The organism is Algoriphagus sp. (assembly GCF_013373065.1).
In the GTDB taxonomy this organism is placed as follows: Bacteria; Bacteroidota; Bacteroidia; order Cytophagales; family Cyclobacteriaceae; genus Algoriphagus.
In genome coordinates this window covers 257490-277757 of sequence record NZ_JABXIN010000003.1, presented here as the reverse complement: position 1 = coordinate 277757, position 20268 = coordinate 257490, and the positions used below count along the sequence as shown (strand labels likewise).

Genomic DNA, 20268 nt, shown 5'->3' with positions numbered 1-20268 from the left:
CCTATTTCAAACGATCCAAATTTCCAATGTTAAATACAAACGCCCTGTATTTTAATAATGCGACGAAAATAGCACCACCAAAGGAGTTCCCTAGTAGAGCTGTGGATTGAAATTCCAGGTAGTCTAAGAAACTAATTTGATCCGAAACCAAAAATCCAGAAAACACCTCAATACTGCCAATAATACTATGATGTAGCCCGGCAAATGCCAAAACGGAGGTGATTAAAAAGATCATTACGATTCGACTAATAGTATCTCTTGATGAAGCCAATAGCCAGGAAAGAAGGCCCATCAACCAACCTGCAATCACAGCACTAACAAAAACAACAGGAACCGTTCCATGCGTCACATGCAAGGCAATGGTTTCAACCACGGAGTGTTCAAAAATACCCAATCGAGGTCCAAGCCAAACCAATACCATACTCATAAAATAGCCTCCGGTCAAATTTCCCGTAATCACCAAACCCCAAAGCTTCATCATGCTTGGAAAGGAGCGTTTTTTGTTTAAAACCGGAAGTGTTAATAGGGCTGTTTGCTCTGTAAAAAGGATACTTTGACCTAAAACAACCAAAATAAATCCCAGAGGATAAACCAGTGAAATGCTTTTAAAAATCTCTTCTTGATCGACTCGTCCTTCCAAATAAAAATAGAAAGTACACAGTAGAAGAAAGCTAAAACTGATTTCCAAACCAGCCGTAAAGGAACTCAGTAAAATACTGCTGGTACTTTTGTCATAAGTCTGAAGTGCTTCAGTAATCTGATCCCGGAGTATCTCCCCATGGGTCTTAGCACCATCGGAATTTTTATGTCCGGTTTTATGAATATGGCGGTCGATTTCCTTTTGTCTTTCCCGCTCAAGTTCCTCAGGAGTCTTTTCTTTTTTCTTCCAAATCATCGATAGCGTAATATATTTCCTATCCTAGTAGCTTCTACAAGCTAAGATAATTTGATTTTCAAAAGCCTTGTCATTTTTGAGAATATCAAAAAACCCTGACAAGAACCGTTGAGTTTCTCTAAACTCTGCAGGACTCAGGTATTCTTCATAGTCAGATGCAATCCCCATTATCTGATTTTCCTTTTCCAAAAATTCAGTTCGGACTTGATCAAAAACTTCCCTTTCCCTGCAAAATCCACGGAATAAGCGATCTGTCACTTTTTCAATATCCACCAGATTACTTACCTGAGCATAGGGAGGATTAACCAAGCCCGTCATGTCAAAATCATAAGCCAAAGGAATAAGCCGCTCCTCTGGCAATAAAAGTATTTTGGAATTATGCCGAAACAGACTGGAAAAATCTGTGTTGCCAATTAGCATCTGAAAATAATCATGGCGAACAGAGGGCAAATCTTCCATCAAACTCCCTAATATTTTCTTACCTTCTAAAATCTCACCATCAAATCGATCCGCTACATCATCATCATCCTCCAACAAAAATCCAAGCAGCTCCAACTCCTCTCCCTTTTTATCATCTTCATTGATGAAAGTAATTCTGATCATTCTGGTATCAAAGGTGTATTCCGATACGGCTTCAAAAATCTGATAGGCCATGAATTCCTTTGCAACATAGGATTCTGCATTTTTAGCACGAGAGCAAGGGAAAACGACCTTTAGGCTTTTATTCTCTTCGAAAACAGTTCCCTCCCGATTTTTCTTTTTGATCTTCATCCGCAAGGGAGGATAGTAGCAATTCGTAAGACGAAAATTCCCGCGAACCCTAAGTTCTACCGGAATTTCTTCCCAGGTTCCACTTTCATCCTTTACCCAAATCACCTCATCCACAAAAGTGCTGTCATTGGTTTCCTTACGAATATCCTTCACCGAAAATTGCATTTTCAATTCCAGGATTTCATCGGAATCGAACAGGTCTTGCTGCCCATAAACAGGAATGGAAAAAAGGAGAATAGACAGGAAAGCAATAAATTTATTAGGCTTGAAATAGATCGATAGATAGTGCATTATTGAAAAATTTAAACTTTTGAAAGTTCAAATAAGCTACAAAAAAATCCTGAAAACCAAGAGGTTCTCATTTAAATAATTCTATTTGGGACGAGCCTCCCAGATTCGCATGAAGAGCATGTGCGCCATTCTTCTTGCATGTTCTTTTGCAAAATCCGCCACCTCGCCTTCAAAATATTGATCGATGGTTTCAAACCATAACGCTAACCAATTCCCAAAATGTACCTGATCAATTTGATGATTGACAGTCGCGTCGACATCACGATGAACCTGCGCTGGATTAAACTTTCCAGCTCCCGGCCCGGATTGTAATAGGATGATTTCCCAAAAATCACTTAGGTGAATTAAGTGGTGATCCCAGTCCTTTACCACGTGGTTGAATACAGGTCCCAGAAGGTCATGAACCCGGATTTTTTCATAAAATCTCCGAACTAAAAAATCAATCTCTTCTCGGCTTTTGATGGGATGACGTCCTTTCATATTATTTCAAAACCGGAGCCAACACTTCCAATTTACCGTCAATTTCTTCTGGAATTGGCAATCCCAAAATTTTGCAAATCATAGGGTAAATATGGTAGTTCTCAAAAGGCTCAATAAGCAACCCCTTCTTAATTTGAGGTCCATTTGCATAAAAAATCCCCTGCATTTCCTGAAAGTCAGGACTGTAGCCATGCTCTCCAAAAACATCGGTTTTATTCATCACCGAACGGTTTTGATAGCGAAACATTCCCCTCTCATCTGCTAGGTAATATCCTAAATCAGGCATGATCAACAGATCACCCATCAAATCTGCGTGAAGACTCAAATCATTATAATAAGCTCGATCAGCCACGTCTACCACATGAATATGCTCTCCCCTTCCCTCAATTAACTCGATGACCTTTTTCTTTTCAGAAGGATCAGAAAGATGAATATGTGCCAATGCGCCGGAGTTGACCACACGAGCATTAATGCCCTCAATGAGTTCGGTAAGATTTACGAGATTTTCTTTGGGAACATCAACCATCCCATGATCAGAAACAATTACGATGGTAACTGGCAAATCCAAACTCGCTACTCCCTCAAAAAGAGCCCCTAATTCATGATCTAATCGATCGAGCGTCTTCTTCAGTTGTTCATCATTATGAGGTCCATAGCGATGTCCAGTATCATCCATATCTGAAAAATACATGGTTATCATTTGAGGTCGCTCTGTTTCAGGAAGCTGAAGCCACTCAAAAACTTTTGAAATCCGTGCTAGATTGGGGACATTTCCATCATAGTCAAAATAATAACTAGGCCGAACTCCCTGAATATCCGCCTCGCTTCCCACAAAAAAATAACTGGCAGCCTTCATTCCATTTTGTTCTGCCAACACCCAGAGAGGGGTTCCTCCGTACCAAGTCCCATCAGTGACCACTTCTCGATTGGAAATTGAGTACTGCATATTTTTCTCGGGGTTCCAGAAATTATTATCCACTATTCCATGATGCTCTGGCTTTAAGCCGGTAGCAATGGTATAATGATTAGGGAACGTCTTACTTGGAAAGGAAGGAATTAAACCCTTAGCCGCGGTTCCTTCTTGAATAAACTGGATGAGATTTTTTGGTTGAAAGCGCTGAACGTAATCATAACGAAATCCATCCAAAGAAATTAAAATCACATAATTTTTCTGCGTTTCTTGGGCTATTGAAACAGACAAACTACCCAGAACAAGGAGAATTAACAGGAAAAACCGGCGCATAGTTTTTCTTCAAAATTATTTAGCTGTCTTCTCTAATTCAATCTATTTCTTAAATTATTTGCTTGACCTAAGCTAATGTCTATGAAAACCCCTTTGCTAATCCTTTTTTGTTCCTTTTTTGCCTGTGCTCCTGAATCCCAACCTGAGGAAAAAAATGAATCTTCCTCGAAAATTCATTTAGGGCTATCAGATGAGCAATTACTCGACACGGTTCAATATTACACCTTCCAGTATTTCTGGAAAGGAGCAGAAGAAAATTCAGGAATGGCACCGGAACGTATTCATATAGATGGGGTTTACCCAGATAATGATGCGCACATCATTACAACAGGAGGAACAGGAATGGGCTTGATCGGTATTCTAGGTGCTATTGAACGCGGATGGATTAGCCGTCCAGTAGCTGTATTGAGATTCAAAAAAATGCTAGACTTTTTAGAGAGGGCTGATCGATTTCATGGTATATGGCCACATTGGCTAGATGGGAAAACAGGAAATGTCAAACCATTTAGCCCAACCGATGATGGGGCCGATTTGGTAGAATCCGCATTTCTAATGCAAGGCTTATTGGCTGTCCGCGAATACTTCAAAAATGGATCTGCAGAAGAAAAGACCATTAGCAATCGAATTCAAAAACTTTGGGAAGAAATGGAGTGGGATTGGCATACGCAAGGTGGTAAAAATGTACTTTATTGGCATTGGTCTCCAAATTACGGGTGGGACATGAATTTTGCCTTGGAGGGGTATAATGAGACTCTCATTACCTATATTTTGGCGGTAGCCTCTCCAACTCATTCAATCGGATCTGCTGCTTATCACGAAGGTTGGGCACGATCTGGAGGAATCAAAGCATCGAATGCTGGCGCATTTGGATATCCACTGCAACTCAAACACAATGGAGCGGAAGAAATGGGCGGCCCTTTGTTTTGGGCTCATTATTCTTACCTAAGCCTAAATCCTCATGGCCTACGGGATCAGTATGCTGATTATTGGCAAGAAAACGTCAACCAAACGTTGATCAACCGAGCTTGGTGTGTGGCCAATCCGGGTAACTACAAAGGCTACGGAACGGATCTTTGGGGATTAACAGCCTCCTATTCCACTGATTTTTACCACGCTCATCGGCCGGGTGATGATACAGGGGTGATATCTCCTACTGCTGCAGTTTCTTCTATTGTCTATACTCCTGAGGAATGCATGAACGTCATTCGGAATCTTTATGAAAATTATGGAGAAAAAGTATTTGGACCCTATGGATTCTATGATGCCATGAGCCCACAATATGATTTCTATCCCCAGCGCTATTTAGCTATCGACCAAGGACCAATGGTCAGTATGATAGAGAACTATCGCTCCGGTTTGGGCTGGAGACTATTTATGAATGCCCCCGAAATTCAAGCAGGCTTGGAAAAATTAGGATTTGAATTTCAGGTTCCTTAGCCCCAAAAAGGACCTCCTAACTCAACATTAATTTGATAGAAGCAAAAAGCAAGACAAAGGCTAAGAGGTATTTTAAAGATTTGACTGAAAACTTTTTAGCTCCGAGATAGGCACCCAAAATTCCTCCTGCTACTGTCAAGGGCACCAGGATCCAAAGTTCTTCTTTTAAGGGAAGCGCATAGATACTTGCCCCTAAAAAGCCTGCAACTGAATTCAAAAAAATGAATAAAGCACTCAATGCCGCAGTTTCTTTAACTCCCGCCCATCCAAGCATCAAGACGATAGGTGTAAGAATGATTCCCCCACCTATCCCAATCATTCCTGATAAAAATCCAATGAGCAGGCCAAGTAATGGCCCCATCCACCATTTTCGCTCCAGTTTCTTTTTCTCAGCGATAGGAAAAACTCCAGCAAATTTCAAAGCAGGAAAAAGCAATAAAGCTCCCAACACTTTTTTATAAATAGAGGCATCCAATAAAATAGTCCCACCGAGGTATGCAGCTGGAATTGAAAATAAAATCAGGGACCAAAAGAGACTCGTCGGGAATTCACCTGCCTTGCGGTAATTCAAAAAAGAAGCCATTGACACCATCATATTGAGAATCAATGCTGTCGGTCGGATTTCTTCCGGAGCAAAGCCCAACAGTGCTAAAATCATCAAATAGGAGCTCGCTCCCCCATGACCCACCGAGGCATATAAAAATGCCGCAAAAGGCATCAGGAAAAATAATCCGTAGTAAATCAAGTCTTCCATTACCAAGGATAAAATCTCAAAGGTGTGCCTGATTCGACAAATGATGACTCTTCCGGAATCTCAACAAATCCATCTGCCAGACCAAATGCAATCAAATTAAAGGATTCTTGCCCCTGAAGTACTTCCACTTTTCCATCTTTGATTTTAGCTTTCAAAAATTGGGTGAGTGGGATTTTCTTTTCGAAATCATGAGCTAAGGGAAGCTCTTGAAAATGTCTCCAAGCTCCAACATCCCCTTTCCAAGTCTGAATTACAGGTTTGACATACTGCAAAAAGCAAGAAAGTACCGAACCCGGATTTCCCGGAAGCGCAAAAACTATTTTCCCATTCTTTTTCCCGGCATATAGGGGCTTTCCAGGTCTTTGCTTCAACTTGTAAAAAAGCTGCTCGACCTTGTTCTCTTCCAAAGCAACTTTAACAAAATCGTAATCTCCTACGGAGACCCCTCCGGTAAAAATGACCAGATCATATTCCTCCAGCGCTTGAGCAAGGGCCTCTACTACGGCTTCTTTTTGATCCTGAACTTTGATTTGCTGGATTCCAGACACTTGCAGCCTTCTCAACCAGGTTTCCAAAGCTGGGCCGTTAGCATTGTATATTTGACCGTAGCTTAGTGCAGTTCCCAAGTCCTGAATCTCATTACCGGTGATAATGAGAGCAACTTTGGGCGCTCGAAAGACCTTTACTTTTTCCACTCCCACCGAAGCCAAGAGACTTACCAGGCCTGGACTTATCTCAGCACCTGCTTGGGCAATGGTTGACCCTTTTTTGCACTGAGTTCCCCGGTAGCGTACATGATTTCCCTGATGAGCATCTAGCGGATCAAAATGAATCAAATTCCCCTTCCTAGTAACTTTCTCCTGCATAATTACCGAATCCGCTCCTTTAGGCATGGGGGCTCCTGTGAAAATCCGTATCGCCTGTCCTTTCTCGATTTTCGGAAGGTTGGCTGACCCTGCCGCAGCTTCTCCAACCAGCTCCAATTTGTTCACTCCCTCTTCCCATAAAAATGCATAGCCATCCATGGCTGAATTATCAAAGGAAGGAACATCGAGAAGAGCGGAAATAGGTTCAGCTAGGAAAAAACCCTGAGCAGCTTGTATGGGTAAAGTTAATTTTCGCCGAGGAAGGTCAAGCTGTTGGAGAATGGCCTTCGCTTCATTTACAGAAATCATTTAGCCTCCGATTTTGATCATACTTCGGTTTTCGATAGCCTGCGGATTGGCTTTGAGGTAATCTGGATCGAATTGACCGCCCAAGGCTTTATGCTTTCTAGAAATTGAAAGACGGATGATTTCCTCCACGTTTTCTCCCTTTCGCAATGCGCCTAAAAGATCCAATTCTTCTTTGCCAAAGAGACAGTTTTTGATCTTTCCGTCTGCCGTCAAGCGTATCCGATTGCAGCCAGCACAGAAATTTTCGCTCATAGTAGTGATGAATGCAAATGTTCCTTCGAAACTAGGAACCTTATACTTTTTAGCCGTATCGTGCTTTTTGTCTTCCAACTTGACGATTTCGTATTTTTCCCGAACTAAATCCAGCATCTGTGCCGCGGTAACCACTTTTTTGCTTTGCCAGTGATTGCCTGCGAAAGGCATAAACTCAATGAAACGCATGTGGATTGGAAGCTTTTCAGTCAGGGCTACAAAATCACAAATCTCGTCCTCGATCAATCCATGAAGCGCAACCGCATTGATTTTTACCCGGAATCCATTTTCTAAAAGAAGGAGAATATTATTCCACACTTGCTCCAGTTGATCTCTCCTGGTAAGCTTGATGAATTTTTCCCGATTCAAAGTATCCAAAGAAACATTTACCGAGCGAACTCCAGCATCCTTCAAGGCATCAAGATGTTTATGGATTAAAACCCCATTGGTGGTAAGCGTTAATTCGACCGGATATTTGGAAAGATTTTGAAGAATTTCAGGAAATTCCTTTCGAACAAGCGGTTCTCCTCCTGTTAAGCGGATTTTCTTAACTCCCAATTGAATAAAAATCTCAGCTAATTTCAAGACTTCATCTTTACTCATGAGTTTGGATTGAGGCATCCACTCCATCTCCTCCTTTGGCATGCAGTAGGTACAACGGAAATTGCAATGATCCGTGAGGGAAATCCTTAAATAATCGTGAACACGTCCAAAACTGTCTTGAAGCATTTTGCTAGAATAGGTATTTTTTCCACAGTAGAAAACTTAAATAGGTTAAATGGTTTCAACCAGACGTCACCCTTTTCGATACTGTGTAGGTGTTAAAGATACATGCTTTTTAAAGAAATTATTGAAGTGGGTGACTTCCGTAAATCCCAATCCAAAGGCTATTTCGGATACGTTCCAGTTACTTTGCTTGAGCAGAATTTTCGATTCTTGCAAAAGGCGCTCAGCTATAAGTTGGGAAGTTGTCTTTCCTGTCATTTCTTTGACAGCCCGATTGAGGTGATTCACGTGGATATTAAGTTGATCAGCAAAATCCGAGGGGCTTCTTATGCCGATGGACTGATGGGTTTCATCGATGGGAAATTGCCTTTCCAGCAGTTCCAAAAAGATGGAAGCGATTCTCAGGGAAGCGTTTCCGTGTTGGGTTTTCTGAATCTCAGCTGGCTGGAGTTTCATCCCAAAATGAATCAGCTCTAAAATCAAGGCCCGAAGCGCATCGTATTTGTATTTGTATTCGGAATTGAATTCAGATTCCATCTTTTCAAAAATCCGCTCCACCTCCTTTACCTCCTTATCTTCAAGTTCAAAAACATGGATCCCATTAGGATGAAAAACCTCATATTGCTGGATTTGCCCAAAGTTCATGAAGAAGTGTGGGTTGAAAATGCAGTAGATTCCTTTGGTATCTGGGGCTAGATGATCCCATTTGTAGGGAACCAAGGGATTGGAAAAGGACAGGGCTTGCTTTTTCACCTCATTGACCCTGTCTGCGTAGTGCACGGTGCCCGCACCTCTTACTAGCATGATTTTGTAAAAATCCCGCTTTCGGTAAGGAACAGCCTTCATTTTCCCTTCCAGGTAGGGCTCGAGTCGGAAAATATTAAAATGACCTATTTCCGAAGCAAGACTTTCCGGAATCCAGTTAAATTTTCGCTTATAAAATTCTTCCAGGCTTTCGTTGGAGTCCATGGGTTTATTTTTTAACTGAGAATAATTAATCTTGAATAAAAGACCCCTAATCCAAACCAAATCATCTCCGAAGAGGCTGGAGTTGAAGTTTTTCGATTTTTAATTATGACTTACTAAAATCAAGGCAAAAGAAATAAGAAGTAATTGAAAACTAATAACTCAAGGTTTCGCATTACCATTCATATTTGATCAAATGGCAGGACAGATGAAATGTAAATCAATGAAATTATACTACAAATTTCTCCATTAACAGCCCTGTCGAGATAATCAATTTCAAATTAAAACTTATACAATTCAAACATTCCTTTAGGGAAAAAGCCTTTTCCAATACTTGAAATCAAAAATACTTGAAGAGCCGACTCCTTGGAGTTGTTTTTTTGCCAACTAAAAAAAGGCTTTATTTCTACTCTATATTTGATTTTTATAGGTATTGGTTTGAAAAATGTATCTTTTTCAGCAATTATCAGTTGATTTTTGTATTCTAATTCTCCCAAAATCATTTTGACCATGAAAAAACCAACGCTATTTCTCCTCGTTCTTATTTCGTTCATAAGCTTTACTTACGGTCAGTCTTCCCAAACTGAAAATGAGGTCCTCGAGCTATCCATGGTCAAATGGAAATGGATGGCTGAAAAGGATGTGGACCAGTTGGAAAAGCTCTTTGATCCCCAGGCTAAATTTGTGCACATGAGCGGCACCTGGACTACTCCAAGAGAATTAGAAATAATCGAATCGGGAAGCATTTGGTACAAAAATGCAGAGGTCCATGATTCAGCAGTTGAATTGTTTGGAAACACTGCTGTGGTCTGGAATAGAATTACGCTCACGGCCTTTGTCCGAGGTAGTGATGTAGTCACCGAGTTCACCGTTACTGAAGTATACCAAAAGCAAGACAATGACTGGAAAATGCTCGCATTGACCTTTAGCAGTGTGAGGGATACTCACGAAATCCAGAAATAATTTCCCATGAAAAAAATATGCCTAACAATATCAGCCCTGGTATTTATCTTCCTGTTTTTCAACTCTTCTTTGGTTTTTTCCCAAAATGAAACTCCCAAACAAGAACTAATCGAGCTCTCCAAAACCAAATGGCAATGGATGGCAGACAAAAATGCGGACAAGCTCGCAGAGCTTTTTGACGACAAATCTGTTTTCGTCCACATGGGCGGCGCTTGGGGCAAAGATCGGGAAGTGGAGATCATCCGTAATGGATTCATTTGGTACAAGCAAGCCGACATTCATGAGGTTTCGGTAGAAATCATAGAGGACACCGCCATCCTCCTCAATCGCATTACACTTCTGGCCGTGGTAGGAGGAAATGAAGTAACCAATCCTTTTATGGTCACTGAAGTTTATATCAAAAAGGACGGAGCCTGGAAATTGGGTTCACTTTCCTTTACCAAACTCATGACTCCAGGAGGAAATTGAAAACAATAAAAAGTTGAGGCTTTTCTTTCTGTGCATTTTCTTCTTTTCCTCCCTGCTTGGTTCTTGCCAAACCAAACCTGAGGTGAGTATGGAAAAAACTCAGGTGGAATCCGATAAAATCCTCATTGCGTACCTCTCCCGAACCAAAAACACCAAGGCCGTGGCGGAAATGATTCATCGGGAAGTAGGTGGAGACTTGGTAGAATTGGAGCTGGTAACTCCCTACCCCGAAAATTATCGGGCGATTGTAGATCAGGTAGCCAGGGAAAATGAAAGCGGGTTTTTTCCTGTGCTCAAAACAAAAATCCCAGAAATGGAATCCTACGGGATCATATTCGTGGGCTTTCCCACCTGGGGCATGCAGCTTCCACCGCCCTTAAAAAGCTTTCTCAATCAATATGATCTGAGTGGAAAAACAGTCATACCATTCAATACGAATGCAGGCTATGGAATCGGAAGCAGTTTTGAAACGGTAGAGAAACTCTGTCCTAACAGCCCCATCCTCGAAGGTTTTTCCACCAAGGGAGGGATAGAACGGGATGGGATCCTTTTTGTCATGAAAGGTGAAAAAGAAATAGAAGTAAAAAGTCAAATCAAAGGATGGCTTAAGCGAATCGGAATGATTTGAGTTGTGTAACATTCTTTTATCTCCCCAAATTAATTTTGGTAATTGGTTCTGTTTATGGAAAAAACCTTTGACAACATATTGGAATTGACCTAATTGAATTTCAAAGTCTTGAATTTATGGCCACTACATCCGAAAAACTCAATCGCCGATCGTTTCTCAAAGTCTCTGCCCTTGCAGGTGGAGGATTACTTCTGAGCTTCAACTGGCTGAGTGGATGCAAACCCAAGGAGTTGGAAAAATTGGGCTTGCCAAAGGAGTGGTTTGGACTGAATGGCTATATCAAAATTGGAAAAAATGGATTGATTACGATCATGTCTCCAAATCCAGAAGGAGGTCAAAATGTCAAAACCTCAATGCCCTTGATCGTAGCGGAGGAATTGGATGCAGATTGGAAAAATGTGGTGGTCGAACAAGCCCCTTTGGATACTGATAATTTCACCCGGCAATTTATTGGAGGAAGTCAAGCGATCCGAATCGGATGGATTCCCTTGCGGACTGCAGGAGCCACGGCAAGAGCGCTCTTGGTTGCTGCCGCAGCGCAAACCTGGAATGTCCCTGCTAATGAAATCACTACTTCCGCTGGAATTTTAGAACATAAAGCCAGTGGAAAAAAAGCAAATTATGGTGAAATGGGTTCTCTTGCTGCCACCCTGGAAATTCCTAAGGAAGTTGAATTAAAAGAGATTTCCGAATTCAACCTTATCGGCAAGTCCCATAAAAACGTAGAGAGTAAAAACATAGTCACCGGGAAACCACTATTTGGAATAGATTACAAAAAGGAGGGCATGCTAATCGCGATGATTATTCATCCCCCTGCCCATGGTTTGCGCCTCAAATCCTTTGACGCTTCCCAGGCTATAACAATGTCGGGGATAAGGGATATTTTTCAGATTAAATCCCATCAAGACGATTACGAACGTACCTTTTTTGATACTACAAGTTTCACTGATTTAGTAGCAATCGTAGGTAAGTCCACCTGGGAGGTAATGAATGCAAAAAAGGCTGTGAAAGTCGAATGGGAAGAGTTTTCTACCTATGATGAAAATCGGGATTGGTTCGGCCGAAAGGAAGTACGGACTATTCCCAAAGGCCTGGAAAACCATGATCTACAAACTCAAAAAATGACAGCGGCATCAAAAAATGCTCAAACTGTTCGGAAAGACGGGAACCCAGAAGCTGCTTTCGCTACTGCTGCCAAAATCATTGAAAGAACCTATCACGGCCCTTTTTTAGCACACAACTGCATGGAACCAATGAATTTCTTTGCGCATGTCCAAGGAGATCAAGTTGATTGTGCCGGCCCCTTACAAAAGCCTGAACTCACAGAACAAGCACTTTCTGCCCGGCTAGGTTTACCCCTTGAAAATATCAACATCGAAATGACTCGTTTGGGAGGTGGATATGGAAGGCGCTCCTATGCACATTGGCTGATTGAAGCAGCGGTTATTTCCCAAAAAGTCAATGCTCCTATCAAACTGATCTATACCAGAGAAGACGATATGACAGGAGGAATCTATAGACCAATGTACCAAGCAACCTACCGGGCTGCATTGGACAAGGACAATAATTTAATTGGATTCCACGTCAATGCGGGGGGCTTGGTAGAGCCTCCTCTCTATGCGAATCGATTCCCTGCAGGAGCTGTGGACAATTACTTAGCCGAAGAATGGATCGTTCCTTCCAATATCACCGTTGGGTCTTTCCGTGCCCCTCGGTCCAACTTTATCGCTGCTGCCGAACAATCATTTTTGGATGAAATCGCAGAAGCAGTCAATAAAGACCCCATCGAATTCCGTCTTTCGCTTTTGGAAAAAGCCAAAAACAATCCTGTCGGAGATAGGAACGACTATGATCCAGAGCGCTATGCAGGAGTCTTGAATTTGGTCAAGGAGAAATCCAATTGGGATCAGAAAACTGAAGGAATTTCAAGAGGAGTTTCGGCCTATTTCTGTCATAATAGCTATGCAGCACAGGTATTAGATTTGAAAATAGAAAACAGCCAAGTCAAGATCGAAAAAGTAACACAGGCAATTGATTGCGGTATTTTAATTAATCCAGATGCCTCCAAAAATCTTTGTGAAGGAGCAGTAGTGGATGCAGTCGGTACTGCCATGTTTGGAGAATTGAAATTTATCAGCGGGGCTCCTGATCGAAGTAATTTTGATCAGTACCGAATGATTCGATTAAAAGAAGCTCCAAAAGAAATTGAAACTCATTTTGTAGCGAGTCAGGTAGATCCAACTGGTTTGGGAGAACCTGCCTACCCTCCAGTTTTTGCCGCCCTAGCCAATGCGCTTTATCAAGCTACAGGGAAACGATTCTACAATCAACCGTTCATTCATGATTTGAATGGATTAGCATGAAATGAATAGCTTATTCGCTTGATTTATAATAATTTCAGTTTGAATATCGTAAGGTTTTCCCTGCTAGGGATAATTATATTTAAGACTTAATTGAAAATACTATGGCTCAATTCAACCTCAATATCAATGGAAAAACCCAACAGGTAGATGTGGATCCTTCTACGCCACTTCTTTGGGTATTGCGAGATCATTTGGATCTCGTAGGAACCAAGTTTGGCTGCGGTATCGCTCAATGTGGTGCTTGCACCATTCATCTAAACGGAACTGCAGTTCGCTCCTGTCAGCTTCCTGTTTCAGCTACGGAAGGTGCACAAATCACTACCATTGAAGGTCTTTCAGAAAATGGAGATCATCCTGTTCAGCAAGCCTGGATGGAACATGATGTCCCTCAATGTGGGTATTGCCAAGCAGGACAAATCATGACAGCGGCAGCCTTGCTTCAGCAAAATCCAAATCCAAGTGATGAGGAAATTGAAAATGCCATGAATGGGAATATTTGCCGTTGTGGCACTTATCTACGAATCAAAGCAGCGGTAAAAACTGCAGCACAAAAACTTTAAACCCTTTCAACCATGACGAAAGTTAACACGAAACTCGACCGAAGATCATTTTTGAGGGTTTCCGCACTTGCGAGTGGCGGCATGATGCTCAGTTTTAGCTGGTTGGCTGGTTGTAAGCCAACTCCTGAAGAAGAATTGGGATTGCCAAAGGAATGGTTTGAATTGAATAGCTATATAAAAATCGGGGAAAATGGAGCTGTGACCCTTTACTCTCCAAATCCTGAATTCGGATCTAATGTCAAAACTTCCATGCCGATGATCTTGGCAGAAGAACTTGATACAGATTGGAAAAATGTGTGGGTAGAGCAAGCTGATTTTTATCCAGAACGATTTGATCGGCAATTTACAGGTGGTAGTCAGGGTATTAGACAAGGGTGGACTCCTTTACGAACTGCAGGAGCAACTGCAAGAGCCATGTTGGTAGCAGCTGCTGCGCAAAGCTGGAATGTCCCCGCAAATGAGATCACCACTTCAGCCGGAATTCTGGAACATAAAGCCAGTGGCAAGAAAGCTCACTACGGAGAAATGGCATCCTTAGCCGCTACATTGGAGATTCCTGAAGAAGTGGAATTGAAAGACATTTCCGATTTCAAAATCATCGGTCATTCCAAAAGGAATGTGGATGGACAGAAAATCGTATCTGGAAAGCCCCTTTTCGCGATCGATCATAAGGTTGAAGGAATGAAATATGCTGCTATTGTTCACCCTCCGGCTTTTGGTATGCGCTTGAAATCCTTTGATAAAAATTCTGTGATGGGGATGCCGGGTATTCAGGATGTATTTTCAATCAATGTTTTCAAGGATGATTATGTCCAAAACTTTTTCGACACAACCACCTTCCCCGAAATCGTAGCCATTGTGGGAAATTCCACCTGGGAAGTCATGCAGGCGAAAAAGAATTTAGTGGCAGAATGGGAGAAAGCTCCGGAAACCAAATTTAAAATGGCTGGATTCGGAGGTAATAGTATGGATGTAACTGTCCCTTCTGGACTAGAAAATACTTCTAGTCACAAATCTAGAATGGCTGAATTCATTAAAAATCCGGGAACTGTAGTGCGAAAAGATGGAGACCCGGAAGGCATGTTCAAAAAAGCCGCCAAGGTAATCGAACGAACATACTCCGCTCCCTTCTTGGCCCACAACACCATGGAACCCATGAACTGCTTTGCGGATGTAAAAGGCAATAAAGCAGTTATTTATGGTCCAACCCAGGCTCCAGAGTTTATCATGGGAACCTTATCAAGTAGTTTAGGAATTCCTCGAGAAAATATTCAAATCAATCTTGCTCGAATGGGTGGAGGATTCGGAAGAAGAGCCTATAGTCATCACATGGTGGAGGCTGCTTTGATTTCTCAAAAAATTCAGGCTCCGGTGAAGATGGTTTATACCAGAGAAGATGATTTGTCTGCAGGTGTCTACCGCCCAACCTATTCGGCTACTTACCGCGCAGCTTTGGATGAAAACAACAACCTTTTAGCGCTGCATGTGAAGGCAGGTGGAATCCCTGAGTCTCCTCTCCATGCAAATCGCTTCCCTGCAGGGGCTTTAGATCATTACTTAGCCGAAAGTTGGGATATTCCATCAAACATAACGATAGGTGCTTTCCGGGCTCCACGGTCCAACTTTATCGCAGGAGCTGAGCAAAGCTTCTTGGATGAATTAGCAGAAGAAATGGAAAAAGATCCGATTGATTTCAGATTAGAACTACTTAAACGGGCTGAAACAGACCCTGTTGGCACCAATAATGACTATGATCCAAAACGCTATGCAGGCGTTTTGCAATTAGTCAAGGAAAAATCTAACTGGAATCAGGCCCAGTCCAATGTTCATCGAGGCGTTTCTGCTTATTTCTGTCATAATTCCTATGTAGCAGAGGTTGTGGATACAGTCATCAAAGACAATAAGCCAGTGGTAGAATCGGTGTATGCAGCCGTTGATTGTGGCATTGTTATCAATCCGGATTCTGCCGCCAATATGGGGGAAGGTGCAATTGTGGACGGTATCGGAAATGCTTTCTTTGGAGAATTAGCATTTAACAATGGAGCCCCAACAAAAACAAATTTCGACACCTATCGGATGATTCGACAAAAAGAAGCTCCGAAGAAAATTGAGGTTCATTTTGTGGAATCTACTGAGAATCCAACAGGATTGGGTGAACCGCTATTCCCTCCTGTTTTTGCAGCTTTGGCAAATTCACTCTACAAAGCAACAGGGAAACGCTACTATGAGCAACCCTTTGCACCTCAATTAGAAATGGGGAATTTGAGAATGTAAGTTTTAAATTACAAACTTACAGTTCGGATAAAAAAATCCCCTGAAGATCATTTCTCAGGGGATTTGTTTTTAAAAATGCTGCCAGCCTTGCGCTTTGAGCTGAACGGCTGTTCCACTTTTTGTAACCAAATATTTTCCTTCCTCAGACTTGGTAATATGTCCAATGAAATGAATATCGGGATGCTTTTCCAGTTTTGGAAAATCCTTCTGATCTATTGTAAATAACAACTCGTAATCCTCACCTCCATTCAGTACACAAGTGATGGGATCAATATTCAATTCTACTGCTGTATCAAAGGTCTGTTTATCAATCGGAAGTTTATCCTCATAAATAATGGCACCAACTCCTGAAGCTTTGCAGATATGGAAAATCTCCGATGCCAACCCATCCGAAACATCCATCATGGATGTTGGAACCACACCTAATTCCCGGAATTCATGAATAATATCCATTCGTGCATCTGGCTTCAGCTGACGTCCACTTACTATGGCATATTTTTCCAAGTCAGGCTTCATGTCGGGATTGGCTAGATATACTTGCTTCTCTCTTTCCAAAACCTGAAGTCCAATCAAAGCCCCGCCTAAGTCTCCTGTCACACAGAGAATATCATTGACTTTCGCGCCACTTCGATAGGCAACTTGTTCCTTTTGAGCTTCACCGATAGCAGTAACCGAAATAATCAATCCGCCTCGGGAAGCCGTAGTATCCCCTCCTACTAGATCTACACCATAGTGCTCACAGGCAGCATTTATACCGGAGTAAAGTGCATCTACAGCCTCCACAGAAAAACGATTGGATAGCGCAATGCTCACTGTGATTTGCTTAGGAATGGCATTCATAGCGGCAATGTCTGAAACATTCGCGGCTACAGCCTTGAAACCGACATGGGGAAGTGGCGCATAGGCCAAATCAAAGTGAACCCCTTCTAAAAGTAAATCGGTAGTAACTACTTTCACATGATCCCCAGCATCGATTACAGCCGCGTCATCACCAATTCCTTTTAGTGTAGAAGAATTTTTTAGCTGGACCTTTTCATTCAAATGATCAATGAGCCCAAACTCACCCAATTCACTTATTTCTGTACGTTTTTCTGACATAATATTCTTGTATGATGTAAAAAGTCCAAAGTACCAAGACAAAGAAAGTCAATGTACTATCACTAAAGAGTAATGGACTATTTATACAACTTAGGATTTACTGCTTACAATTTATTTTAACGCTTCTCCTGACACAACTCCACCAAAACCCCATTAGTACTTCGTGGATGCAAAAATACCACTAATTTATTATCTGCTCCTTCTTTGGGCGTTTCGTTTAGAATTTCAAAACCAGCTTCCTTCAAACGATGAACCTCCGCATGTATATCGGCCACATCAAAAGCAATGTGATGGATGCCTTCGTTTTTCTTTTCCAAATATTTCGCAATCGGACTATCAGACCGAGTAGCTTGGAGTAATTCCACCTTTGTTTCTCCAACCTGAAAAAAGGAAGTTTCTACCCCTTCTCCTTCCACTTTTTCGGATTTGTAGGCATCTTTTCCAAACAACCTGGCAAAGAGTTCATTGGACTTTTCTAAATCCGCCACCGCTATCCCGATATGCTCAATTTTTCTCATCTTGATAATTCTTATATTTGTAATTGAATTATTTAGTAAAAGGCTGTGTTTACCCTGCTAAATAAAATTGGAAGACGTAAAGTTAAGAATATATGATCATCGTATCTGATAAGGCTAAAGAGCGAATTTTGGAATTGAAAAAAGAGGAAGGCCGCACTGACAATGAAAACATCCGAGTATCGGTAAAAGGTGGCGGTTGCTCAGGTTTAATGTACGACTTGAATTTTGATGCGCAAACGACTGAAACCGACCATGTTTTCGAAGACAAGGGAATCAAAATCATCGTAGATCGAAAAAGCCTACTCTATTTGGCGGGTACTACCTTGGAGTTCAGTGATGGACTTAACGGGAAAGGATTTCAATTCATCAACCCCAATGCAAGCCGAACTTGCGGATGCGGGGAGAGTTTCTCCGTTTGACAAATTTCTGCACCATTTGAAAGCAACCTTTGGGTTGCTTTTTTTATGGAATAAAAACAAATCTAAATCCTTTTCCTCTTCACTTCTATTTTTGTATAAATTCCTTTCCTCAAAATCCCTCTCAATCCTTACCTTTGGCGACAAATCAAGTCAACCATGGAAGAAGCAGTTAAAAAAATCCAACTCAACGAATTACACGAAGCACTAGGAGGCAAAATGGTTCCTTTTGCAGGTTTTAATATGCCAGTACGCTATAGTTCTGATAAAGAGGAGCATCAATGTGTCCGTCAAGGAGTTGGGGTATTTGATGTGTCCCACATGGGAGAATTTATGGTGGAAGGACCTCATGCTTTGGAATTAATCCAAAAAGTCACTTCCAATGACGCTTCCAAATTAGTAGACGGACAGGCACAATATTCCTGCTTCCCCAATGAGCATGGAGGCATCGTAGATGACTTGATTGTGTACAAGTTTGCAGATGAAAAATATATGCTCGTTGTCAATGCTTCCAATATTGAAAAAGATTGGAATTGGATCAATCAGCATAATACCATGGGCGCAAAGCTCAAGAATATTTCGGACGAAATCTCCCTTTTTGCGGTTCAAGGCCCAAAAGCTATTGAAGCCGTTCAATCTCTTACCCCGATAAATCTTTCCGAGGTGAAGTTTTATCATTTTACAGTAGGTGAATTTGCAGGTGTTTCAGATGTCATTATTTCTGGAACAGGCTACACTGGGGCTGGAGGATTTGAGATTTATGTAAAAAATGAAGATGCAGAGAAAGTTTGGAGGGCGATTTTTGAAGCTGGAAAAGACTTTGACATCAAACCCATCGGATTGGGTGCGAGAGATACACTTCGCCTAGAAATGGGCTATTGCCTCTACGGAAATGATATTGATGACACCACCTCGCCCATCGAAGCAGGCTTGGGATGGATCACCAAATTCACCAAGGATTTCATTAATTCCGAAGCCCTAAAAGCTCAAAAAGAAGCGGGAGTTACCCGAAAACTTGTAGGTTTTGTGATGCAGGAACGAGGTATTCCAAGAGGGCATTATCCAATTGTTGACTCAGAAGGAAACCTAATCGGCGAAGTAACGAGTGGAACTATGTCCCCTTCCATGGAAGTAGGAATTGGCTTGGGATATGTCAAAACTGAATTCAGTAAACCCGGTTCCGAAATTTACATCCAAGTTCGAAATAAGAATCTGAAAGCTCAGGTAGAAAAACTACCGCTTTACAAGGGATGAATCAATTAGAAGTTTGCTTTAGTCCTGATTTGATCCACCTGCACGACCTGAAAGGGAAAATCGTGGTGGTTGTTGATATATTTAGAGCAACCTCTACCATGATTGCTGCATTGGCAAATGGAATTGAAGAAATTCAAACCTTTGCGGATTTGGAAAGCTGTCGAGCCATGCGTGAAAAAGGCTATCTAATTGCCGGAGAGCGAAATGGTAAAACTGTTGAAGGTTTCGATTTGGGAAATTCTCCCGTTGCCTTTTTGGAAGAATACCATGAAGGAAAAAAACTGGCTATGACCACTACCAACGGAACATTAGCCATCTCCAAATCACAAGATGCTGATGAAATCCTGATCGGAGCTTTCCCTAATTTATCTGCTACCATTCGATACATTCAATCCCAGCAAAAAGACGTACTCATACATTGTGCGGGCTGGAAAGGGAGATTCAATTTAGAAGATTCGCTCTATGCTGGAGCTTTGGCCAAGTCACTTGAAAAAACCCACTCCAGCGATGATGATGGAGCCTTAGCCATGAAAACCCTTTTTGAAAAAGAAGGCCACCAAATTAAAAATTACCTAAGCAAAGCTTCCCATGCGAAACGCCTTCAAAATCAAGGGATCGAGAAAGACATTGATTTCTGCTTGACTTTTGATCTTTATGAAATGGTCGGAAAAGTTGAAGGTGATGTTTTAAAAGGCATGAATTTTTAATTTTATCTTTTGAATTAAGGTTACTAGTC

General features: G+C 41.6%; 21 protein-coding genes. 10 read left to right on the top strand and 11 right to left on the bottom strand.

Translation table 11 applies throughout. From position 1 onward, the window contains the following. Window position 1: 1 nt before the first annotated feature. The 4 genes from HWE15_RS03655 to HWE15_RS03640 all read right to left on the bottom strand — a co-directional run bounded on the left by HWE15_RS03655 (window position 2) and on the right by HWE15_RS03640 (window position 3680). Window positions 2-895, bottom strand: coding sequence for a formate/nitrite transporter family protein (locus HWE15_RS03655; RefSeq protein WP_290506141.1), 894 nt, complete (start codon window positions 893-895; stop codon window positions 2-4). 24 nt (window positions 896-919) lie between these two features. After that, window positions 920-1957, bottom strand: coding sequence for a hypothetical protein (locus HWE15_RS03650; RefSeq protein ID WP_290506140.1), 1038 nt, complete (start codon window positions 1955-1957; stop codon window positions 920-922). A gap of 81 nt (window positions 1958-2038) precedes the next feature. Continuing rightward, window positions 2039-2437 carry a group III truncated hemoglobin gene (locus HWE15_RS03645; protein WP_290506139.1) on the bottom strand — a complete coding sequence of 133 codons (399 nt, stop codon included), beginning with the start codon at window positions 2435-2437 and terminating at the stop codon, window positions 2039-2041. Window position 2438: 1 nt separating this feature from the next. Continuing rightward, on the bottom strand, window positions 2439-3680 hold the full coding sequence (locus HWE15_RS03640; protein WP_290506138.1) for an ectonucleotide pyrophosphatase/phosphodiesterase: 1242 nt from the start codon (window positions 3678-3680) through the stop codon (window positions 2439-2441). Between the two features lie 81 nt (window positions 3681-3761). On the opposite strand from HWE15_RS03640, the gene HWE15_RS03635 reads away from it, so the two are divergent. After that, window positions 3762-5117: a glucoamylase family protein gene (locus tag HWE15_RS03635; RefSeq protein WP_290506137.1), complete on the top strand. Its 1356-nt coding sequence runs from the start codon at window positions 3762-3764 to the stop codon at window positions 5115-5117. 16 nt (window positions 5118-5133) lie between these two features. Here the strand turns inward: HWE15_RS03635 and HWE15_RS03630 are convergent, their stop codons facing one another. From HWE15_RS03630 to HWE15_RS03610, 5 genes are all read right to left on the bottom strand, one after another. Then, window positions 5134-5871 carry a sulfite exporter TauE/SafE family protein gene (locus HWE15_RS03630; RefSeq protein ID WP_290506136.1) on the bottom strand — a complete coding sequence of 246 codons (738 nt, stop codon included), beginning with the start codon at window positions 5869-5871 and terminating at the stop codon, window positions 5134-5136. Then, on the bottom strand, window positions 5871-7046 hold the full coding sequence (locus HWE15_RS03625; protein ID WP_290506135.1) for a molybdopterin molybdotransferase MoeA: 1176 nt from the start codon (window positions 7044-7046) through the stop codon (window positions 5871-5873). Before HWE15_RS03625 ends, HWE15_RS03630 begins: the two co-directional genes overlap by 1 nt. Then, entirely contained in the window at window positions 7047-8027 is a 981-nt protein-coding gene (moaA, locus tag HWE15_RS03620; RefSeq protein WP_290506134.1) for a GTP 3',8-cyclase MoaA, read from the bottom strand. A gap of 66 nt (window positions 8028-8093) precedes the next feature. Next, on the bottom strand, window positions 8094-8993 hold the full coding sequence (locus HWE15_RS03615) for an AraC family transcriptional regulator (RefSeq protein ID WP_290506133.1): 900 nt from the start codon (window positions 8991-8993) through the stop codon (window positions 8094-8096). A gap of 278 nt (window positions 8994-9271) precedes the next feature. Next, window positions 9272-9487: a hypothetical protein gene (locus tag HWE15_RS03610; RefSeq protein WP_290506132.1), complete on the bottom strand. Its 216-nt coding sequence runs from the start codon at window positions 9485-9487 to the stop codon at window positions 9272-9274. A 13-nt stretch (window positions 9488-9500) separates the two neighbouring features. Between HWE15_RS03610 and HWE15_RS03605 the strand changes: the two genes are divergently transcribed. The 6 genes from HWE15_RS03605 to HWE15_RS03580 all read left to right on the top strand — a co-directional run bounded on the left by HWE15_RS03605 (window position 9501) and on the right by HWE15_RS03580 (window position 16246). Further along, the gene (locus HWE15_RS03605; RefSeq protein WP_290506131.1) at window positions 9501-9953 is read left to right on the top strand and encodes a nuclear transport factor 2 family protein; all 453 of its coding nucleotides are present in this window, start codon (window positions 9501-9503) and stop codon (window positions 9951-9953) included. 6 nt (window positions 9954-9959) lie between these two features. After that, window positions 9960-10421, top strand: coding sequence for a nuclear transport factor 2 family protein (locus tag HWE15_RS03600; RefSeq protein WP_290506130.1), 462 nt, complete (start codon window positions 9960-9962; stop codon window positions 10419-10421). An 88-nt stretch (window positions 10422-10509) separates the two neighbouring features. Then, a complete protein-coding gene (locus HWE15_RS03595; RefSeq protein ID WP_290506129.1) occupies window positions 10510-11049 on the top strand; it encodes a flavodoxin in 540 nt (179 codons plus the stop codon). A 116-nt stretch (window positions 11050-11165) separates the two neighbouring features. Beyond that, entirely contained in the window at window positions 11166-13412 is a 2247-nt protein-coding gene (locus HWE15_RS03590; RefSeq protein WP_290506128.1) for a molybdopterin cofactor-binding domain-containing protein, read from the top strand. Between the two features lie 101 nt (window positions 13413-13513). Next, entirely contained in the window at window positions 13514-13972 is a 459-nt protein-coding gene (locus HWE15_RS03585) for a (2Fe-2S)-binding protein (RefSeq protein ID WP_290506127.1), read from the top strand. Window positions 13973-13984: 12 nt separating this feature from the next. Continuing rightward, on the top strand, window positions 13985-16246 hold the full coding sequence (locus HWE15_RS03580) for a molybdopterin cofactor-binding domain-containing protein (protein ID WP_290506126.1): 2262 nt from the start codon (window positions 13985-13987) through the stop codon (window positions 16244-16246). A gap of 69 nt (window positions 16247-16315) precedes the next feature. Here the strand turns inward: HWE15_RS03580 and thiL are convergent, their stop codons facing one another. Together thiL and mce are read right to left on the bottom strand one after the other, a co-directional pair. Then, a complete protein-coding gene (thiL, locus tag HWE15_RS03575) occupies window positions 16316-17344 on the bottom strand; it encodes a thiamine-phosphate kinase (protein ID WP_290506125.1) in 1029 nt (342 codons plus the stop codon). Between the two features lie 116 nt (window positions 17345-17460). Next, window positions 17461-17862, bottom strand: a complete 402-nt coding sequence (mce, locus tag HWE15_RS03570) for a methylmalonyl-CoA epimerase (protein ID WP_290506124.1) — start codon at window positions 17860-17862, stop codon at window positions 17461-17463. 92 nt (window positions 17863-17954) lie between these two features. Between mce and HWE15_RS03565 the strand changes: the two genes are divergently transcribed. The 3 genes from HWE15_RS03565 (at window position 17955) to HWE15_RS03555 (ending at window position 20239) form a co-directional block, all read left to right on the top strand. Beyond that, a complete protein-coding gene (locus tag HWE15_RS03565; RefSeq protein WP_290506123.1) occupies window positions 17955-18281 on the top strand; it encodes an iron-sulfur cluster assembly accessory protein in 327 nt (108 codons plus the stop codon). A gap of 156 nt (window positions 18282-18437) precedes the next feature. Continuing rightward, the gene (gcvT, locus tag HWE15_RS03560) at window positions 18438-19532 is read left to right on the top strand and encodes a glycine cleavage system aminomethyltransferase GcvT (protein ID WP_290506122.1); all 1095 of its coding nucleotides are present in this window, start codon (window positions 18438-18440) and stop codon (window positions 19530-19532) included. After that, a complete protein-coding gene (locus HWE15_RS03555; RefSeq protein ID WP_290506121.1) occupies window positions 19529-20239 on the top strand; it encodes a 2-phosphosulfolactate phosphatase in 711 nt (236 codons plus the stop codon). Before gcvT ends, HWE15_RS03555 begins: the two co-directional genes overlap by 4 nt. The last annotated feature ends 29 nt before the right edge of the window (window positions 20240-20268 follow it).